Raw genomic sequence first — 1,157 nt, 5'->3', positions numbered from 1 at the left:
GGCTCCGATCATCTCCGAAGCGAACAGCACGTTCGCGGAGGGCACTATGTCGGTGAGCAGTTCGAGACCGCGCCGGTGGTACACGCAGGTGTCGAAGAAAACGTTGCCCAGCAACGCTTCCTCGAGCGGCGGCCGGCCTCGGTCGAGCATCATCCCGCGGTAGCGGCCCCAGTGGTACGGCACCGCGCCGCCGCCGTGCGGCAGGATCAGCCGCAGGGTGGGGAAATCGGTGAACAGGTCGGACTCGCACAGCTGCATGAACGCCGCGGTGTCGCCGTTGAGGTAGTGCGCGCAGGTGCCTTGCACGGCCGGGTTGCGCGACATCGCGACGTGCACCATCGCGGGCACGTCCAGTTCCGCCATCTTCTCGTACAAGGGGTAGTAGACCCGGTCGGTCAGCGGCGGCGCCTGCCAATATCCGTCGGACGGGTCGGGGTTGAGCAGGCAGCCGACGAAGCCGAGCTCGGTCACGCATCGCTCGAGTTCGACAGTCGACGCGCGGACGGACTCGGCGAGCGCGTCGCCGGGAGACTGCGGCAGCTGGCACACCCCGGCGAAATTGTCCGGGAACAGGCCGCAGACGCGGGCGATGAGGTTGTTGCTCACCTGCGACCACACGCGGCTGGTTTCCGCGTCGCCGTAGTGGTGGGCCATTTTCCCGGCACCGGGGGAGAACAGCGTGAGATCGGTGCCGCGCTCGCGCTGCAGTTTGAGCTGGCCGTTCTCGATCGCGGTGCGGATCTCGTCGTCCTCGATGCGCAGCTCGTCGGGGGAGACGCGGGCACCGGCGTCTTCGAAGCTTTTGATCTGCCGTTCGCGCCAGCGGCCGAGCGCGGCCGGTGCCGTGGTGAAGTGACCGTGGCAGTCGATGATCACGGGATTCCCTCCTGGGGTTCGGTCAGCGCCCGGCCAGCTCGCGGGCCCGGTCGAGGCCGGGATAGCTGCGCACTGGTGCGGTCATGAGGAAGCGGTAGCCCTCGCCGAGGACCTCTTCCGCGTTGCGGGCGGTGACGTGCGGATGCCCGACGACGACGTCGTGCTCCCGGCAGACCGCGACGATCCGCCGCCGGGCCTCGGCCATCAGCGGGTGTTCCAGCTGCCGCGGCACGCCCAGCTCCTGGCTGAGGTCGCCCTCGCCGATGAGCACGAGCCCGATT

The 1,157-nt window shown here is 68.9% G+C and carries 2 protein-coding genes; both read right to left on the bottom strand.

All coding sequences use genetic code 11. The features are described from left to right. Positions 1 to 876: amidohydrolase family protein (locus tag H5411_RS46520; RefSeq protein WP_183128028.1), on the bottom strand; the 876-nt coding region annotated here is incomplete at its 3' end. 22 nt (positions 877 to 898) lie between these two features. Beyond that, the coding region (locus tag H5411_RS46515; protein ID WP_246370561.1) for an aldolase/citrate lyase family protein at positions 899 to 1,157 on the bottom strand (259 nt) is incomplete at its 5' end.

The organism is Amycolatopsis echigonensis (genome assembly GCF_014174495.1).
GTDB lineage: Bacteria > Actinomycetota > Actinomycetes > Mycobacteriales > Pseudonocardiaceae > Amycolatopsis > Amycolatopsis echigonensis.
Note: the sequence above shows the minus strand (reverse complement) of the source record. Positions and strands in the feature narration are given on the sequence as shown.